Source organism: Cupriavidus oxalaticus (genome assembly GCF_004768545.1).
Classification (GTDB): domain Bacteria; phylum Pseudomonadota; class Gammaproteobacteria; order Burkholderiales; family Burkholderiaceae; genus Cupriavidus; species Cupriavidus oxalaticus_A.
Genome location: NZ_CP038634.1, coordinates 277,417 through 295,601, shown reverse-complemented (window position 1 = coordinate 295,601; position 18,185 = coordinate 277,417). Strand labels below are relative to the sequence as shown.

Sequence of the window (18,185 nt, the reverse complement as noted above, 5' to 3'; positions counted from 1 at the left end):
ACAATCACAACCAGCAAGGCACGGCCACCAGGCCGGCATTCAGGACGGGGGAACCATGGCAACACTGACCGGCGGCAATGGCATCGACAATATCAGCGGCACCACTTCCAGCGACACCATCCTGAGCGGCAACGGCAACGACTATGTCAGCGCCGGCGATGGCAATGACTACGTCGACGCGGGCAACGGCGACGATATCGTCGAAGGCGGCGACGGCGACGACACCCTGCTGGGTGCGAATGGCAAGGACCGGGTATTCGGCGGGCGCGGCAGCGACAGCCTGGCGGGCGGCAACGGGGCCGATGCGGTCTATGGCGGCAGCGGCGACGATGTAATCGGCAGCCTCGATGCGAGCTCTGCGCTCTACACCGGCGACAACGGCGGCGATACCATCTATGGCGACGGCTTCGACAGCTACGCCGATTACCAGCTTGGGCGCGGCCATGAGTCGGCCCAGCCTGGAAACGACCGCATCGCTGGCGGCAATGGCGATGACCTGATCTACGGCGACAACGGCAACAACGCCGTCGTGGGCGGCGACGACATCATTGCCGGCGGCAACGGCAAGGACACCGTCTATGGCGAAGGTGGCAACGACACCATCGGCGGCGGCGGTGGCGGCGATCTGCTGAGTGGCGGTGCAGGCCGCGATGTGTTCGTCTACAGCGCCGTGATGGATTCTTCTGCGGGCGGCATGGATGTCATCACCGACTTCCAGCGCGGCACCGACCGTCTCGACCTGCGGCCGGTGCTGGGACAGACCGGCTTCGAATGGGGAGGCCGCACGCCGACGGCTCATGGCGCCTGGTTCGGGCAATCGGGCGGCAATACCTATGTCTATGTGGATGTCGATGGCAATCCCGCCACAGCGGAGATGGTCATCCAGCTCAACGGCCTGCATGAACTCGCCAGGAGCGATTTTGCCGGCTACGACAATCATGCGCCCACGGCCGCCGCCGACACCCATGGCATGGCCGAAGACAATCATCCGAATCCGATTACCGGCAATGTGCTGTCCAATGACAGCGATATCGACGCCGGCAACGTGCTGGCGGTGTCCAGTCCCGGCATCTATGTCGGCCAGTACGGCACGCTGCAGATCAACGCCGACGGCAGCTACAGCTACACGCTGGACAACAGCAATGCGCAGGTGCAGGCACTGCGGCGTGGCGACCATGTCGATGAGACTTTCAGCTACAGCGTGACCGATGGGCAGGCGTCGGCATCGTCGGTGCTGACCATCCGGGTCGACGGTGCCAACGATGTGGCCACCATCCATGCGTCAGCCAGCGAAGATACGTTGGCGACAGAGGCTGGCGGGGTGGCCAATGCCGTTGCGGGTGATCCTTCGGCCAGTGGGAGGCTCACCGTCAGCGATGTGGATACCGGTGAAGCGAAATTCGCCGCCGTGCAGGCGGAAAGCCTGGTCGGGCAGTATGGCACCTTCACCTTCGACAGCAACACCGGCGCCTGGACCTACGCTCTTGACGACAGCAAAGCCGAATCGCTGACCGCAGGCCAGCAGGTCACCGATTCGCTGACAGTGGTGTCACTGGACCAGACCGCCCAGCGGACCATCACCGTCAATATCACCGGCGCCAACGACCACGCCACCATCACGGCATCGACCAGCGAAGATACGTTGGCGACGGAGGCCGGAGGGCTGGCCAACGCCATTGCCGGTGATCCTTCGGCCGGCGGAACGCTGACGGTCACTGATGCCGATACCGGTGAAGCGCATTTCGCCGCTGTGCCGACGGACAGCCTTTCCGGAAACTATGGCACCTTCACCTTCGACAGCAATACCGGCGCCTGGACCTACACGCTTGACAACATCAAGGCCGAATCGCTGACCGCAGGCCAGCAGGCCAGCGATTCGCTGACCGTGGTGTCAGCGGACCAGACCGCCCGGCAAACGATTAGTGTCAATATCACCGGCACCAACGATCAGGCCATCATCACCGCATCGGCCGGCGACGAGACCTCGGTGACCGAGGCGGGTGGCGTGGCCAACGGCACCACGGGCGACGCATTCGCAAGCGGCATGCTGACCGTTAGCGATGGCGATGCCGGGCAGTCGCACTTTGCCGCCGTGGCGCCGGACAGCCTGGTCGGCCAGTACGGGAATTTTTCCTTCGACAGCGACACGGGCGCGTGGACCTACACGCTTGACCAGGGCAAGGCGGACGCGCTGGCAGCGGGGCAGCACGTGACCGACACGCTGACCGTGCAATCGTCGGATCTCAGCGCCAGCCAGGTCATCACGGTCAATATCACCGGTGAAAACGATACCGTTGTGAACACCGTGCCAACGGTGCAGGCGGGCCGGGAAGACACACCGCTGGTTTTCAGTTCGGCCACGGGCAATGCGCTCAGCATCGCGGATGTGGACAACGCAAGCCATACCGTGACGCTGACGGCGGCAGCCGGCACGATCACGCTGAACGGCATTGCCGGCCTGCAGTTCCTGGCGGGAGATGGCACCGCGGACGGCACCATGACGTTTACGGGCACCGACGCGGCGATCAATGCCGCGCTGGACGGGATGACGTTCGTCGGCGACAAGGACTATGCCGGCACGGCGTCGGTGCAGATGCAGGCAAGCGACGGCATCTCAGCCGACACCAGCGCCGTTGCCATCACGCTCAGTGCTGTCAACGATGCACCGGTGGCGGCATCCGACCTGGTCTATGTCTCCAACGACAGCAATGGCAACAGCCGCAGCACCATCCTGATTCCGGTCAGCGCACTGCTTGCCAACGATGGCGATGTCGATGGCATGGCGCTGTCGGTCACGGGGCTGGGCTCCGCGAACGGGGGCGTCAGCAACCTGGCTTTCGTCGCGGATACCAACGGCAGCTACATCCGCTTCGACGTCGACAAGACCTCCGGCAGCTTCACCTATACCGTTTCGGACGCCGCCGGCGGCACCAGTACCGCAACTGTCTCGGTCAATGTCATGCTCACCGAGAACGGTGCCAAGGTGTCCCTTGAGGGACTGGAATACCAGGCTTCCTATCTCGATGGCGGCTCCCAGAACGACACGCTGACCGGCGCCGGCATTGCCGACGTCTTCATTGGCGGATCGGGTACCGACTCGCTCAACGGTGGTGCCGGCGACGACGTACTGCGCGGTGCCGCCGGCAACGACACCATCGACGGTGGCGCAGGGATCGACTTGCTGGATTTCTCCGACGCAGGCGCGTCGCTGACGTTCACGCTGACGCAGGGCAACGTCGCCACCCAGTTCAACACGGGCTCGGGGACCGGACTCGGTACCGACACCTACCAGAATATGGAGGGTGTGATCGGCTCGCGCTTTGGCGACACCCTGACGGGCAGCCTGGCCAACGACATCATTCGCGCTGGCGCCGGCAATGACATCATCGACGGCCGCGAAGGCCTCGACCTGCTGGACTTTGCCGATGCGATGAGCTCGGTTGTCTTCACGCTGACGCAAGGCAGCGCGACGACTACCGTCGATCTGGGGACGGCGTCCGGCCTGGGCATCGACAGCTACCGGAACATGGAAGGGGTGATCGGGTCGGCCTTCAACGATACGATTACCGGCTCGGGCGGCGACGACGTGCTGCGTGGGGGCGCGGGCAACGACCAGCTCGCAGGGGGCGGCGGCAACGACCTGCTCGTGGGCGGGGCCGGGGCCGACCAGCTGAGCGGCGGCGGCGGCAGCGATACCTACCGCTTCCTGCGCGCCGATGCGGCCTCGGTCGACACGATCTCCGATTTCGATGTCACGCCCGCGGCGGCAGGTGGCGATGTGCTGGACCTGTCCGACCTGCTGTCCGGCGCCAGTGTCACCACCGCGAACGCGGCGCAATTCGTGCGGCTCGCCGAGATTGATGGCAATACCGTGGTCAGCCTTGACCGGGATGGCGGTGGTTCGGGCGCGGCCTTCCAGGACGTGGCGGTGCTGCAGGGCGTGGTCGGGCTCGACCTGAATACGCTGCTGAGCAACGGCAATATTCATACCGCTTGATTCATACCGCTGATTTCATATCACTTCACCGCTGGCGTCAAAGGCAAGCATCAGGCGCAAGCAGCAAGCTGGGCAAGGCAGGACCGGCGGCACCGCTGCCGGCGCAGTAGAAAACCATAATAAACGGGCAGGGCACCGCGTTGCGCACGCACTGGCACGGCGAGCGCGGTGTACCCGATCTGGGGGAAGCATGACGACAGCATGGTGCCGGCTGGCATCCGTACTGCTATGGGCAGCCATGGCGGCGCCGCCGCACGCGGCCGCCCAGGCGCTGCAGCAGGCGGTGGAGCAGGCCGTGCACACCAATCCCGAAGTGCTGGCGGCGGGCAGCCGCCGCCTGGCCGCCGACGAGGGGCTGAAGCAGGCGCGCGCCGGTTACCTGCCGCGGGTCGACGTCAATGCCGCCACCGGCCGCGTGCGCCTGGACAGCCACAGCACGCGTGCGATGGGACTGGCTGATTCCTCCTATGCCAGCCACCTGGCCGGCGTGACGATTACACAGATGCTGTTTGACGGCTTTGGCGTCAGCAGCGACGTGGAGCGGCAGGGCGCGCGCATCGAAGGCGCGGCCTACCGGGTGGGCGCCACCGCCGAAGACATCGCGCTGCGCACGGTGGGCGTCTATGTGGAGGTGCTGCGCCGGCAGGAAACGGTGGCCATCGGGATGGCCAACCTTGAAGCGCACCAGCACATCTACGACCAGATCCGGCTCGGTGCCGACAACGGCGTGTTGCGCCGCGCCGATCTCTACCAGGCCGAAAGCCGGCTGGCGCTGGCACAGGCTAACCTGCGCGCCGAGCAGGGCGCGCTGCAGGAGGCCGTGACGGCGTTCCTGCGCGTGGTCGGCGCGCCGCCGCAAGGCTTGTCCCGGCCGGAATCGCTGGCGGCCGTGCTGCCCGCCACCGAGCGCGAGGCGATGCTGGTGGCCGGCGCCAGCCATCCGGCGCTGGGCGCGGGGCAGGCCGATATCGCCGAAGCCGAGGCCGCGCGCTCGCTGGCCCGCTCGGCCATGTGGCCGCGGCTGGACCTGGAGGTGGGCGCGGCGCGCGACCGCGACCGGGTGCTCGGCACCACGGATGAGCGCAGTGTAATGCTGCGGGTGCGCTACAACCTGTTCCGCGGCAATGCCGACAAGGCACGGATCAACGAGGCCGGCTACCAGATCCAGGAAGCGGAGCAGAACCTGGAGCGGCTGCGCCGTCAGGTGCAGGAAAGCGTGTCGCTGGCGTATAACGCCTATCGCACCGCGCAGGACCGGCTGGCAAGCCTGGAGCAATATGTGCAGGCTAGCGACGCCACCCGCGTCAGCTACGGCAGGCAGTTCCGCATCGGGCAACGCAGCCTGCTCGACCTGCTCAATGCCGAGAATGAGTACTTCAGCGCGCGCACGGCGTACGTGACCGGCCAGTACACCCAGCTGGCCAGCCAGTACCGCATCCTGGCCGGCATGGGCTTGCTGCTGGCGACGCTGCAGGTGGCACCGCCGGGCGAGGCGCTGATGCAGGCCGGGATACGCAGCCGCCCACGTTAGCCGGCGCCATGTCAAACGCTTCCCATGCTCGCCCGGGCGTCAATGCCGCGTCGCGTCATATCGCATATCGTGGGAAAGACTTCCCTATGCCAGCAAGGGCCAGAGAAAAGGTCATAATGGCCGCAGCGCGGCACCGTAACGAGCCGCTTGCCGCGCAGGGCAATGCCTTGGCACAGATCATGAGCCGCATGGGTCTGTCCCCGGCCAGAGATTTCGTCGCACTCGCCTTCAATGGTGAGTAATGCGGTCGTACGGATGTCTTGTGGTCGCACCGCATGTCCTTGCACCTGCCATGTTCCGCGCGGCAGCCGGAAGTCCTGAAACACTGTGCTGATGGTATCCAGGTAGAACTCTGCCGCCATGTCGAGCACGGCGTTATAGGCGTCCAATGCTTGCCCATGCCTCTGCGCAAGATCGGCGTCGCCGCGCGCAAGACTGAGGCAGAAGTCCCGATACAGGGTCGTCAATGAAGATGACTCCGCCGCGGCCAGGCCGGCGACTTGCACGAAGCTTGGGCAAACCTGGCGTCCGACGCCCATGTACGGCTCGGGCACCGCGTGAATCAGATTGCGTTGAAACCACTGCAGGGAATGACGAGCGGCGAGATCCCCGATCGCGGTCGGGCTGCGACGCGCATCGATCGGACCGCCAATCAGAGTCAAGGTTTGCGGTGTTGGCTCATCCTCGCTCGCCAGCAGCGCAACGGCGGCCAACGTCGGCACAGTGGCCTGGCAGATGGCGAGGACATGGAGCGATTCCGCTTCGATCTGACGAATAAGGCGTTTGATGAAAAGCACATAGTCGTCCAGATGGAAGGGGCCATCACTCACAGGCACGTTGCGCGCATTGCTCCAATCTGTGACATAGACGATATGTTCGTGCAGCAACGACTCCACGACCTCGCGGAGCATGACGGCATGGTGACCCGCCAACGGTGCGCACAGAAGTATTGATGAAGACGGTTGTCCAGCCTCATGTTTGGCGGAGCCAGTCGTGAAGCGCAGCAGGCGGCAAAACGGGTTTTCTAAAAGGACAGTCTCCTCCACCGGGACAACGCAGCCACGAAGCTGAATCGCTGTAATGCTGAACGAGGGCTCATCGCAGGGCGAGCCGACGCGACTGAGCATTTCCCAGCAAGCGGCAAAGTCGCTTGCGCCAGGCACATAAGAAAACGGACTCATGGGGTGGATAAACGCGCGGCTCGCTTGTATCGCCAAGGCCGCCATTGTTGCCCTCTGATACTCCACAATCTGATAGAGCATACCGATCTCACGTCGAAGTAGGTCTGCCAGATAATCACGCGCCACCAGCACCGAACATGGCACGACCCGCAATGCCGAGCGAGGCAAAGTCGGACCGTTCCAATCGCTATGGGCTCGTTCTGCTGCCGCTGCCGATAAAGCGGACTGCCGGCAATGCCTCAGCCCGGAACCACTCCAGCATAGTCCAGGCGGGTTCGGCCTGTGACTCGACTGTAAGCAGGGTACGCGGAGGGGGCTCCATCCTCGCCAAACACGTTATGCCGCGTTTTGGTGTGCCCTATGGGGCACCAATCCGACACAGTGGCATGTAATGCAAAGTCGTTGGCATCCTTTGCATGGCGGGCGGCCCGCTGGCGCCGTTAGGCTATGCCATGTAGGTCATGACCGAAATCAACGCGTGTCCAGCCTGGGCGCGTTGCCGGCATGTCTCGTGTCGCGATGTTCTTGGAAGGATGTAACCAGCATGACTTATTCGCTCTCGCGCGCCGAAGTGGACAGCATTACCGATGGCGACGTGCAGTGCAGCACCATGAAACTGCTGCCGGAATGGGACGACATCCCGGCGGACTTCCGCAACGGCAATCTGTACACCCGTCTGGCAGAGGCGCGCTTGCTCGACTACCAGCTACCCGGTATCTCGATTGCATTCCTGCCAGAGTTCGATGACGCTGCGGCTTGCCAGGCCATCGACCGTTGCATCACCGCGCACCTGAACGCCTTCGCGCCCCGCCACCAGCACCGGATCGCCGGTGTGGGATACATGATCTCCAAGGTTTGCACCGTGACGCGCGTCGGGGTCGACGAGGCGAATGCCGAGCACGCGTACGGGCACCTGCTTCAAGCACCGACGGACGACGAACAACCGGATTGATTATCTGGCGACAGCCGTTCATGCGGGTGCGACAGCCCATCCACTGAATCCTGCGCCTGTCGGCTTCCGCCGATCACCTGCAAATCCCGGCGTCCCCTTGTTTCATCACGCCACGCGCCGCCCAGGCAGCAGTCCCGCATATTCCTTCCCCAGGAACTCCGCAGTGTGCTCAAGCAGATAGCCCCGGCAGCTCTCGCTGGCCGGAGACAGGCGCTTGCTTGCCATATGCGCCACATGCCAGACGCGCTCGATCGGCGTACCCGTCACATCCAGCAACGCGATTTCTCCCGTACGCAGTTCCAGTGACAGCGTATGCAGCGACAGCAGGCTGATCCCCATGCCCGCCATCACCGCCTGCTTGATGGTTTCATTGCTGCCCAGCGTGATCACCTTGGCCGGTGTGAACAGGTGGTCGCGGAACATGAACTCCGCCACGGTGCGGGTACCGGATCCGGGCTCGCGCAGCAGGATCGTCTCGTGACGCAGTTCCTGCAGGTCGAAGCGCTTCTCGCCGCGCAGCGGATGCCGCGGCGAGGCCACCACCACGTACGGATGCGCGGCGATCGGTTCTGACACCGCGTCCAGCTCGCGTGGCGGACGGCCCATCAGGGCCAGGTCGATGGCATTGTCCTGCAGCAGCTGCAGCAGCGTTTCGCGGTTGCCCTCGGCAATGCGCAGGTCGATGCCGGGATGCTGCGCCGTAAACCCCGCCAGCAGCTTGGGCGCGAAGTACTTGGCCGTACTGATCAGCCCGATCGTGATCGAGCCCTGCTCGACATCCTTGACCGCCTGCAGGCCTTCCTCCGCATCCTTGATCTCGCCAAGGATGCGCGAGGCATGGTGCAGCAGCCGGTCGCCGGGCTCGGTCAGCGTGAGCTGGCCCCGGATCCGCTCGAACAGGGCCAGCCCCACCACGGATTCCAGCTGCTTGACCTGCATCGAGACGGCCGGCTGCGTCAGGTGCAGCTCCTCGGCCGCGCGCACGAAGCTGGCGTGGCGGGCCACCGTGACAAAGATCTGGAGCTGGCGAAGCGTGAGGGCGCGCAGGAAGGAGGACATGGGCAGTGGGGGCGGCTTGGGGTTTGTCCTTTGATCTGAGGCCCGGGTGTGCGGCCCGCGCCTCACTTAAAGGATGGCTTATACAGGGGCTAAGAATATCTGAATTTACCTTATGTTGGTGGCCGGATATCTTTCTTTCCAACGAGCAGTCACGCCGCCAAACCACGGAAGGGAGACCAGCATGAACGCACCTGAAACGATCCAAAGCAAGCCGCGCAAGCGCTATGACGCCGGCGTGATGAAGTACAAGGAAATGGGGTACTGGGACGGCGACTACGTGCCCAAGGACACCGATGTCCTGGCGCTGTTCCGCATCACGCCGCAGGACGGCGTCGATCCGGTCGAGGCCGCCGCCGCGGTGGCCGGCGAATCGTCGACGGCCACCTGGACGGTGGTGTGGACCGACCGCCTGACCGCGTGCGACATGTATCGCGCCAAGGCCTACCGGGTCGATCCGGTACCCAACAACCCCGAGCAGTTCTTCTGCTACGTGGCCTATGACCTGTCGCTGTTCGAGGAAGGCTCGATCGCCAACCTGACCGCCTCGATCATCGGCAACGTGTTCAGCTTCAAGCCGATCAAGGCGGCGCGCCTGGAAGACATGCGCTTCCCGGTGGCCTACGTGAAGACCTTCGCCGGCCCGTCGACCGGCATCATCGTCGAGCGTGAGCGCCTGGACAAGTTCGGCCGCCCGCTGCTGGGCGCCACCACCAAGCCCAAGCTGGGCCTGTCGGGCCGCAACTACGGCCGGGTGGTGTACGAGGGCCTGAAGGGCGGGCTGGACTTCATGAAGGACGACGAGAACATCAACTCGCAGCCCTTCATGCACTGGCGCGACCGCTTTCTCTTCGTGATGGACGCGGTAAACAAGGCCTCGGCCGCCACCGGCGAGGTCAAGGGCAGCTACCTGAACGTGACCGCCGGCACCATGGAAGAGATGTACCGGCGCGCGGAGTTCGCCAAGTCGCTGGGCTCGGTCATCATCATGGTCGACCTGATCGTGGGCTGGACCTGCATCCAGTCGATGAGCAACTGGTGCCGCCAGAACGATATGGTCCTGCACCTGCACCGCGCGGGCCACGGCACCTACACCCGCCAGAAGAACCATGGCGTGTCGTTCCGCGTGATCGCCAAATGGCTGCGCCTGGCCGGCGTCGACCACATGCACACCGGCACCGCGGTGGGCAAGCTGGAAGGCGATCCGCTCACCGTGCAGGGCTACTACAACGTCTGCCGCGATGCCTATACCCAGACCGACCTGACGCGCGGGCTGTTCTTCGACCAGGACTGGGCCTCGCTGCGCAAGGTGATGCCGGTGGCCTCGGGCGGCATCCACGCGGGCCAGATGCACCAGCTGATCCACCTCTTCGGCGACGACGTGGTGCTGCAGTTCGGCGGCGGCACGATCGGCCACCCGCAGGGGATCCAGGCCGGTGCCACGGCCAACCGCGTGGCGCTGGAAGCGATGGTGCTGGCGCGCAACGAAGGACGCGACATCCTCAACGAAGGGCCGGAGATCCTGCGCGACGCGGCGCGCTGGTGCGCACCGCTGCGGGCGGCGCTCGATACCTGGGGCGACATCACCTTCAACTACACGCCGACCGATACCTCGGACTTCGTGCCCACCGCGTCGGTGGCCTGAGCCCCCGAGCCCCTGAACACCACAGAACGAGAGGACATCATGCGCATCACTCAAGGCACTTTCTCCTTCCTGCCCGACCTCACCGACGAGCAGATCACCAGGCAGCTCGAATACTGCCTGAACAAGGGCTGGGCGGTCGGCATCGAATACACCGACGACCCGCACCCGCGCAATACGTACTGGGAGATGTTCGGGCTGCCGATGTTCGACCTGCGCGATGCCGCCGGCATCCTGATGGAAATCAACAACGCGCGGAACACCTTCCCGAACCACTACATCCGCGTCACGGCCTTCGATTCGACGCATACGGTGGAGTCGGTGGTGATGTCGTTCATCGTCAACCGGCCGGCCGACGAACCCGGCTTCCGCCTGGTGCGGCAGGAAGAGCCCGGCCGCACGCTGCGCTACTCGATCGAGAGCTACGCCGTGCAGGCGCGGCCCGAAGGCTGCCGCTACTGAACGGCAGCGGCCGCACCGGCGCGTAGCGCAGCCACGCACTGCCCGCCGGCGATTCCCTCACTGTGCAGTCCCACGGGCGCGCCGCGGTCAGGCAGCGCGCGGGGGGAAGCTGCGCCCCGGATTCGATGAAACCTACGGAGCCTGCCATGTCCGCACCTGAAACGACCGCACCACTGCAGCACCCCGCTGCCTTGCCTGGTTCGCTGGCCGAGTCGCTGGCCAGCTCCGGCATCACCGAGCTGCTGGCCCAGCTCGACCGCGAGCTGATCGGGCTGAAGCCGGTGAAAGCGCGCATCCGCGACATTGCCGCCTTGCTGCTGGTGGACAAGCTGCGCGCCGCGCGCGGCTTCAGCGCGGGGGCGCCCAGCCTGCATATGTGCTTCACCGGCAATCCCGGCACGGGCAAGACCACGGTGGCCCTGCGCATGGCGCAGATCCTGCACCAGCTCGGCTACGTGCGCCGCGGCCACCTGGTGGCCGTGACCCGCGACGACCTGGTCGGCCAGTACATCGGCCATACCGCGCCCAAGACCAAGGAGATCCTGAAGAAGGCCATGGGCGGCGTGCTCTTCATCGACGAGGCTTATTACCTCTACCGCCCGGAGAACGAGCGCGACTATGGCCAGGAGGCCATCGAGATCCTGCTGCAGGTGATGGAGAACAACCGCGAAGACCTGGTGGTGATCCTGGCCGGCTACAAGGACCGCATGGACCGGTTCTTCGAATCGAACCCGGGCATGTCGTCGCGCGTTGCCCACCATATCGACTTCCCCGACTACCAGCTCGAGGAACTGCGCCGGATCGCCGACCTGATGCTGGCGGAGATGCAATACCACTTCGACGACGAGAGCCGCGCCGTATTTGCCGATTACCTGGCCCGGCGCATGGCGCAGCCGCATTTCGCCAATGCCCGCAGCGTGCGCAACGCGCTGGACCGCGCGCGCCTGCGCCATGCGTCGCGGCTGCTCGACGATCCCGGCACGGTGGTCGATGACCGTGCCCTGACCACCATCACGGCCGGGGACCTGCGCGCCAGCCGCGTGTTCTCGCAGCCTTCGGCCGCGGAGTAAGCCATGAAAGCCCTGATCTTCGATGTCGACGGCACGCTTGCCGATACCGAGACCGCCCACCTGCAGGCCTTCAACGCCGCCTTTGCCGAGGTCGGCCTCGACTGGTGCTGGGATGAGGCGCTCTACACGCGCCTGCTCAAGGTGGCCGGCGGCAAGGAGCGGCTGCTGCACTACTGGGGGATGGTCGATCCGGAAGAGGCCCGCGGCTGCAAGGTCAGGGAGACTATCGACGCCGTGCATGCCATCAAGACACGCCACTACGCCGAGCGCGTCGGCAGCGGCCAGCTGCCGCTGCGCCCGGGCATTGCCCGGCTGATCGACGAGGCCGGCAGTGCCGGCGTGCCCATCGCCATCGCCACCACCACCACGCCGGCCAATCTCGATGCGCTGCTGCAGGTGCCGCTGGGCCAGCGCTGGCGCGAGCGCTTCGCCGCCATCGGCGACGCCGGCACCACCGCCATCAAGAAGCCGGCCCCGGATGTGTACCTGGCCGTGCTGGAACGCCTCGGCCTGGAAGCCGGGGATTGCCTGGCGATCGAGGATTCGGAGAACGGGCTGCGCGCCGCGCAGGCGGCCGGCATTGCCACCCTGGTCACGCCCAGCGCCTACACCGCGCACGAACGCTTCGACGGCGCGCTGCTGGTGCTGCCGCACCTGGGCGATCCGGGGCAGCCGCTGCCGCAGCAGCTGCCCGGCGCGGCGCAGCGCTGGGCTGACCTGGGCGCACTGCGCAACTGGCATCGCGGCACCCTGTTCGAGGCAGCCTGACATGCATGCCAACGACCAACATGCCGTCCGCCTCGCGCCGTCCATCCTGTCGGCGGATTTTGCGCGGCTGGGCGAAGAGGTGCGCGCGATCGAGGCAGCGGGCGCGGACCTGGTGCACTTCGACGTGATGGACAACCACTACGTGCCGAACCTGACCATCGGGCCGCTGGTGTGCGAGGCGATCCGGCCGCATGTGTCCATCCCTATCGATGTGCACCTGATGGTGGAGCCGGTCGACGCGCTGATCCCCATGTTCGCCAAGGCGGGCGCAAGCATCATCAGCTTCCATCCCGAGGCAAGCCGCCATGTGGATCGCACCATCGCGCTGATCCGCGAGCACGGCTGCAAGGCCGGCCTGGTGCTGAACCCGGCCACGCCGCTGGGCTGGCTCGACCACACGCTCGGCCAGCTCGACCTGGTGCTGCTGATGAGCGTGAATCCCGGCTTCGGCGGCCAGGCGTTCATCCCCGGCGTGCTGGACAAGCTGCGCCAGGTGCGCGCGCGCATCGACCGGCAGGTGGAGGCCGGCGGGCGAGCGGTCTGGCTGGAAATCGATGGCGGCGTCAAGGCCGACAACATTGCGGAGATCGCCCGCGCGGGCGCCGACACCTTCGTTGCAGGCAGCGCCGTGTTTGGCGCGCCGGACGCCGGCGGCGGCTACCGCGGCATCCTGCGCCGACTGCGCGAGGCCGCGACGCTCACCTAGCCCGCGCCGGCGCCAGACAAGAACACATAGCAAATGAAGAGGAGACCTGTCATGCCCGAAGTCCAGAGGATGACCCTGACGCAGTTCCTGATCGAGGAGCGCCGCCGCTACCCGGATGCCGGCGGCGGCTTCAACGGCCTGATCCTTAACGTGGCCATGGCCTGCAAGGAGATCGCGCGCGCGGTGGCCTTCGGCGCGCTGGGCGGCCTGCACGGCCGCGCCGGTAGTGCGGAAGGTAACGAGTCGGCCATTAACGTGCAGGGCGAGATCCAGCAGAAGCTGGATGTGCTGAGCAACGAGGCCTTCCTGCGCGTCAACGAGTGGGGCGGCTACCTGGCCGGCATGGCCTCGGAGGAAATGGAGGCGCCATACCAGATCCCCGCGTGCTACCCGCGCGGCAAGTACCTGCTGGTGTTCGACCCGCTCGACGGTTCCTCGAACATCGATGTCAACGTTTCGGTGGGCAGCATCTTCTCGGTGCTACGCGCGCCCGAAGGCGCGGACGCCGTGACGGAGCAGGACTTCCTGCAGCCCGGAACGGCCCAGGTGGCTGCCGGCTATGCGCTTTACGGCCCCACCACCATGCTGGTGCTGACCGTGGGCAACGGCGTCAACGGCTTCACCCTCGATCCGAACCTGGGTGAATTCTTCCTGACGCACCCGGGCCTGCGCGTGCCCGCCGAGACCCAGGAATTCGCCATCAACGCCTCCAACAGCCGCTTCTGGGAGGCGCCGGTGCAGCGCTATATCTCCGAGTGCATGGCCGGCAAGAGCGGCCCGCGCGGCAAGGATTTCAATATGCGCTGGATTGCGTCGATGGTGGCCGAGGCGCACCGCATCCTGATGCGTGGCGGTGTCTTCATGTACCCCCGCGATACCAAGGATCCCGCCAAGCCGGGCCGCCTGCGCCTGCTCTACGAGGCCAACCCGATCGCCTTCCTGATGGAGCAGGCCGGCGGGCGCGCCAGCACCGGCCGGCAGCCGCTGATGGCGGTGGCGCCGGGCGGGCTGCACCAGCGCATCGGCGTGATCTTCGGTTCGCGCAATGAAGTGGAGCGGATCGAGGACTACCACGCCAACCAGTCGGATCCCGACCTTCCCAATCCCCTGTTCAACGAGCGCAGCCTGTTTCGCGCGTCTGCCTGAGGTGCACGGCCATGTCAGAACGCTATCCCATCATTGCCATCACCGGCTCCTCCGGCGCCGGCACCACGTCGGTGACCCGTACCTTCGAGAATATCTTCCGCCGCGAAGGCGTGAAGTCAGTCGTGATCGAAGGCGACAGCTTCCACCGCTATAACCGTGCCGAGATGAAGGTCAAGATGGCCGAGGCCGAGCGCACCGGCAACATGAACTTCAGCCATTTCGGCCCGGAGAACAACCTGTTCGGCGACCTGGAAAACCTGTTCCGCTCCTATGCGGAAACCGGCACCGGCATGCACCGGCACTACCTGCACAGCGCGGAGGAGGCCGCCCCTTTCGGGCAGGAGCCGGGCACCTTCACCGAGTGGGAGCCGTTGCCCGCCGACACCGACCTGCTGTTCTACGAGGGCCTGCACGGCGGCGTGGTCACCGACGAAATCAATGTCGCCCAATATCCCAACCTGCTGATCGGCGTGGTGCCGGTCATCAACCTGGAATGGATCCAGAAACTCTGGCGCGACAAGAAGCAGCGCGGCTACTCCACCGAGGCGGTGACCGACACCATCCTGCGCCGCATGCCGGACTACGTGAACTACATCTGCCCGCAGTTTTCGCGCACCCATGTGAACTTCCAGCGCGTGCCGTGCGTGGATACCTCCAACCCCTTTATCTCGCGCGAGATCCCGGCGCCGGATGAAAGCATGGTGGTGATCCGCTTCGCCAACCCGAAAGGCATCGACTTCCAGTACCTGCTGAGCATGATCCACGACTCGTTCATGTCGCGCGCCAACACCATCGTGGTGCCGGGCGGGAAGATGGAACTGGCCATGCAGCTGATCTTCACGCCTTTCGTGCTGCGCATGATGGAGCGCCGCAAGCGCGCCGCCCTGTAACAACCGCTGAGCTGCGAGGACAAGAAACATGAACGCACCCGAACGCATCGACTCCGCGGCCCGCTGCGCCAACGCGCTGCGCTTCCTGGCCGCCGACGCGGTGGAACAGGCCAGGTCGGGCCACCCCGGCGCGCCCATGGGCATGGCCGAGATGGCCGAGGCGCTGTGGCGGCGCCACCTGCGCCACAACCCTGCCAACCCGGCCTGGCCGGACCGCGACCGCTTCGTGCTGTCCAACGGCCATGCTTCCATGCTGCAGTACGCGCTGCTGCACCTGACCGGGTACGACCTGCCCATGTCGCAGCTGCGCCAGTTCCGCCAGCTGCACGCGGCCACGCCGGGGCATCCGGAAGTCGACGTGACGCCGGGCGTGGAGACCACCACCGGGCCGCTGGGCCAGGGCCTGGCCAATGCCGTCGGCATGGCGCTGGCGGAGAAGCTGCTGGCCGCCACCTTCAACCGCCCCGGCTTCGACATCGTCGACCATCACACCTATGTCTTCCTCGGCGATGGCTGCCTGATGGAGGGCCTCAGCCACGAGGCCTGCTCGCTGGCGGGCACGCTCGGGCTGGGCAAGCTGGTCTGCCTGTACGACGACAACGGCATCTCCATCGACGGCGACGTCGCCGGCTGGTTTGCCGATGACACGCCGAAGCGCTTTGCCGCGTACGGGTGGCACGTGATCGCCGGCGTGGACGGGCATGATGCGCACGCCGTCGACGCGGCGCTGCACGCGGCCAGGGCGGAGCGCGACCGGCCCACGCTGATCTGTTGCCGCACCGTGATCGGCCAGGGCGCCCCGGCCAAGGCGGGCGGGCACGATGTGCATGGCGCACCGCTGGGCGCGGCGGAGATCGCAGCCATGCGCGAGGCGCTGGGCTGGGAGGCCGAGCCCTTCACCGTACCGGCGGACGTGGCCGACGCCTGGGACGCAAGCGTCCAGGGCGCGGCGAGGGAGGCTGAATGGGAGGCGCGCTTCGCCGCCTATAGCGCCGCGCATCCCGAACTGGCCGGGGAATTCCTGCGCCGCATCAAAGGCCAGCTACCGGAAGGCTTCGATGCGGCACTGATGGCGCTGCTGGACGCGCCCTCGGCACTGCAGGGCAGGATCGCCACGCGCAAGGCCTCGCAGTTCTGCCTGGAGGCGCTGGCGCCGGCCTTGCCGGAACTGCTGGGCGGCTCGGCCGACCTCACCGGCTCCAACCTGACCAATGTGAAGGCTTCGGTCTGGGTCAACCACGAAGGGCACGGCAACTACGTCAGCTACGGCGTCCGCGAGTTCGGCATGGCGGCGGTGATGAACGGCGTGGCGCTGCATGGCGGGCTGATCCCCTACGGCGGCACCTTCATGACCTTCTCGGACTACTCGCGCAATGCCATCCGCATGGCCGCGCTGATGCGGCTACGCGTGATCCACGTGCTGACGCATGATTCGATCGGCCTGGGCGAGGACGGCCCCACGCACCAGCCGGTGGAGCATGCCGCGAGCCTGCGGCTGATCCCCAACAACCGGGTCTGGCGCCCGTGCGACGGCGCCGAAACCGCCTACGCGTGGCAGGCCGCGCTGCAGCGCGAGCACGGCCCGACCTGCCTGGTGCTGTCGCGGCAGGCGTTGACGCCGTTCGAGCGCGATGCCGCCCGGCGTGCGGACATCGCGCGCGGTGGCTACGCCTTGCGCGATGCCGCGGCGCCGCGGGTGGTGCTGGTCGCCACCGGCTCCGAAGTGGAGATCGCGGTGCGCGCCGCGCAGGAACTGGCCGACGCCGGCATCGCCGCGCGCGTGGTGTCGATGCCGTGCGTGGAGCTGTTCTACGCGCAGGACGCGGCCTACCGCGACACGGTGCTGCCGCCGGGCGTGCCGCGCGTCAGCGTGGAGGCGGGCGCCACCTGGTACTGGCGCGGCGTGGTGGGCGAGGGCGGCGTGGCGCTGGGCATCGACACGTTCGGCGAGTCCGCGCCCGCCGAGGCGCTGTACCAGCACTTCGGCCTGACCCCGGCACACGTCGCGGCTGCCGCGCGCGCCTTGCTGGAGGACAAGCCATGACTGCCGCATCTACCGCATCTAGCGCATCCCTGCCTTGCACCGCAGTGCTGGTCGACCTGGACGGCACGCTGGTCGACAGCGCCCCGGACATCGTCGAGGCCGCCAACCGCATGCTCGCCGATCTCGACAGCGCGCCGCTGCCCTTCGATACGGTGGCCGGCTTCATCGGCCGCGGCGTACCCAACCTGGTGCGGCGCGTGCTGGAGACCGCGCAGCTGGCGCCGCGGGTGGAGGCCGCCGCTGCCGAGGCGCTGTTCCATCGCCACTATGACGACACCAACGGCCGCCTGGGTTCGGTATTCCCGGGCGTGGAAGCGGGCCTGGCCGCGCTCAGGCGCGAGGGCTACCGCATGGCCTGCGTCACCAACAAGCCGCGCGCGCTGGCGGCGCCGCTGCTGGCCATGACCGGCCTGGCGGCGTACCTCGACGTGCTGGTGGCCGGCGATTCGATCGCGCAGATGAAGCCGCACCCCGCACCGCTGCGCCATGCCTGCCGGCTGCTCGACGTCGATGCGGCGCAAGGCGTGCTGGTAGGGGATTCGCCAGTGGACGTGGCCGCTGCGCGCGCGGCCGGCATGCCGGTCTGCCTGGTGCGCTACGGCTACGCCGGCCCCGACGGGCCCGCGGCACTGGGCGCGGATGCGCTGATCGACTCGATCGAGGCACTGCCGGTGCTGCTGACGCCGGCGTGGCTCGCACCCGCCGCCTGATATCCGGCGCGGGCCGGCAAGGATACCAAG

At 66.4% G+C, this 18,185-nt stretch carries 14 protein-coding genes; 12 read left to right on the top strand and 2 right to left on the bottom strand.

Going from position 1 to position 18,185, the window contains the following annotated elements; translation table 11 throughout:
* Positions 1-55 precede the first annotated feature (55 nt).
* Positions 56-3,997 carry a beta strand repeat-containing protein gene (locus E0W60_RS01295; protein WP_135702757.1) on the top strand — a complete coding sequence of 1,314 codons (3,942 nt, stop codon included), beginning with the start codon at positions 56-58 and terminating at the stop codon, positions 3,995-3,997.
* A 190-nt stretch (positions 3,998-4,187) separates the two neighbouring features.
* Positions 4,188-5,528: a TolC family outer membrane protein gene (locus tag E0W60_RS01290; protein ID WP_135702756.1), complete on the top strand. Its 1,341-nt coding sequence runs from the start codon at positions 4,188-4,190 to the stop codon at positions 5,526-5,528.
* Between the two features lie 11 nt (positions 5,529-5,539).
* Here the strand turns inward: E0W60_RS01290 and phaZ are convergent, their stop codons facing one another.
* Positions 5,540-6,790 carry a polyhydroxyalkanoate depolymerase gene (phaZ, locus tag E0W60_RS01285; protein ID WP_135702755.1) on the bottom strand — a complete coding sequence of 417 codons (1,251 nt, stop codon included), beginning with the start codon at positions 6,788-6,790 and terminating at the stop codon, positions 5,540-5,542.
* Positions 6,791-7,253: 463 nt separating this feature from the next.
* On the opposite strand from phaZ, the gene E0W60_RS01280 reads away from it, so the two are divergent.
* The gene (locus E0W60_RS01280; protein WP_195427216.1) at positions 7,254-7,661 is read left to right on the top strand and encodes a hypothetical protein; all 408 of its coding nucleotides are present in this window, start codon (positions 7,254-7,256) and stop codon (positions 7,659-7,661) included.
* 105 nt (positions 7,662-7,766) lie between these two features.
* Here the strand turns inward: E0W60_RS01280 and E0W60_RS01275 are convergent, their stop codons facing one another.
* Positions 7,767-8,720, bottom strand: a complete 954-nt coding sequence (locus E0W60_RS01275; RefSeq protein ID WP_133094590.1) for a LysR family transcriptional regulator — start codon at positions 8,718-8,720, stop codon at positions 7,767-7,769.
* 181 nt (positions 8,721-8,901) lie between these two features.
* On the opposite strand from E0W60_RS01275, the gene E0W60_RS01270 reads away from it, so the two are divergent.
* From E0W60_RS01270 to gph, 9 genes are all read left to right on the top strand, one after another.
* Entirely contained in the window at positions 8,902-10,362 is a 1,461-nt protein-coding gene (locus E0W60_RS01270) for a form I ribulose bisphosphate carboxylase large subunit (protein ID WP_133094591.1), read from the top strand.
* Positions 10,363-10,401: 39 nt separating this feature from the next.
* Positions 10,402-10,821 (top strand): ribulose bisphosphate carboxylase small subunit, encoded by a 420-nt coding sequence (locus E0W60_RS01265; RefSeq protein ID WP_135702754.1) that lies wholly within the window; start codon positions 10,402-10,404, stop codon positions 10,819-10,821.
* A gap of 146 nt (positions 10,822-10,967) precedes the next feature.
* A complete protein-coding gene (gene cbbX / locus E0W60_RS01260; RefSeq protein WP_135702753.1) occupies positions 10,968-11,891 on the top strand; it encodes a CbbX protein in 924 nt (307 codons plus the stop codon).
* 3 nt (positions 11,892-11,894) lie between these two features.
* Positions 11,895-12,659 carry an HAD family hydrolase gene (locus E0W60_RS01255; RefSeq protein WP_135702752.1) on the top strand — a complete coding sequence of 255 codons (765 nt, stop codon included), beginning with the start codon at positions 11,895-11,897 and terminating at the stop codon, positions 12,657-12,659.
* A 1-nt stretch (position 12,660) separates the two neighbouring features.
* On the top strand, positions 12,661-13,365 hold the full coding sequence (rpe, locus tag E0W60_RS01250) for a ribulose-phosphate 3-epimerase (protein WP_135702751.1): 705 nt from the start codon (positions 12,661-12,663) through the stop codon (positions 13,363-13,365).
* Between the two features lie 51 nt (positions 13,366-13,416).
* Positions 13,417-14,511 (top strand): class 1 fructose-bisphosphatase, encoded by a 1,095-nt coding sequence (locus tag E0W60_RS01245; RefSeq protein WP_133094596.1) that lies wholly within the window; start codon positions 13,417-13,419, stop codon positions 14,509-14,511.
* A gap of 11 nt (positions 14,512-14,522) precedes the next feature.
* The gene (locus E0W60_RS01240) at positions 14,523-15,401 is read left to right on the top strand and encodes a phosphoribulokinase (protein WP_135702750.1); all 879 of its coding nucleotides are present in this window, start codon (positions 14,523-14,525) and stop codon (positions 15,399-15,401) included.
* Positions 15,402-15,429: 28 nt separating this feature from the next.
* Positions 15,430-17,445 (top strand): transketolase, encoded by a 2,016-nt coding sequence (gene tkt / locus E0W60_RS01235; protein WP_135702749.1) that lies wholly within the window; start codon positions 15,430-15,432, stop codon positions 17,443-17,445.
* Positions 17,442-18,155 (top strand): phosphoglycolate phosphatase, encoded by a 714-nt coding sequence (gene gph, locus E0W60_RS01230; RefSeq protein ID WP_133094599.1) that lies wholly within the window; start codon positions 17,442-17,444, stop codon positions 18,153-18,155. Before tkt ends, gph begins: the two co-directional genes overlap by 4 nt.
* The last annotated feature ends 30 nt before the right edge of the window (positions 18,156-18,185 follow it).